The following is a 341-nucleotide window of genomic DNA, read 5'->3' as shown; positions in this document are numbered from 1 at the left end:
CAAGCGACGCTGGTCCTGCGGGGCCGCGTGACCGCTTCGGGGACGGCGAGCAACACGGCGGAGATCACCGCGGCTCGCCCCGCCGATCCCGACTCGACTCCCGGCAACAACGACCCCGACGAGGACGACCAAGCCACGGTCGCTTTCACGCCGCAAGTGGCCGACCTGTCGCTGACCAAGACGGTCGACCAGGCCACGCCGAGCGTCGGCGAGACGGTCACGTTCACCGTCACGCTGAGCAACACCGGTCCCGATGCGGCCACGGGGATCGCTGTCGCCGACCGGCTGAGCGAAGGGCTGCGGCTGGTCTCGGCGACGCCCAGCAGCGGCAGCTACGACGC

Annotated in this window: 1 protein-coding gene; it reads left to right on the top strand. The window is 71.3% G+C overall.

What is annotated here, in order from left to right:
• Positions 1 to 341: DUF11 domain-containing protein (locus GNK13_RS19575; protein WP_164104253.1), on the top strand; the 341-nt coding region annotated here is incomplete at both ends.

This window comes from Candidatus Laterigemmans baculatus, from assembly GCF_010367455.1.
Lineage (GTDB): Bacteria > Planctomycetota > Planctomycetia > Pirellulales > Pirellulaceae > Laterigemmans > Laterigemmans baculatus.
The sequence above is the reverse complement of the archived record's forward strand: the minus strand, read 5'-3'. Positions and strand labels throughout refer to the sequence as shown.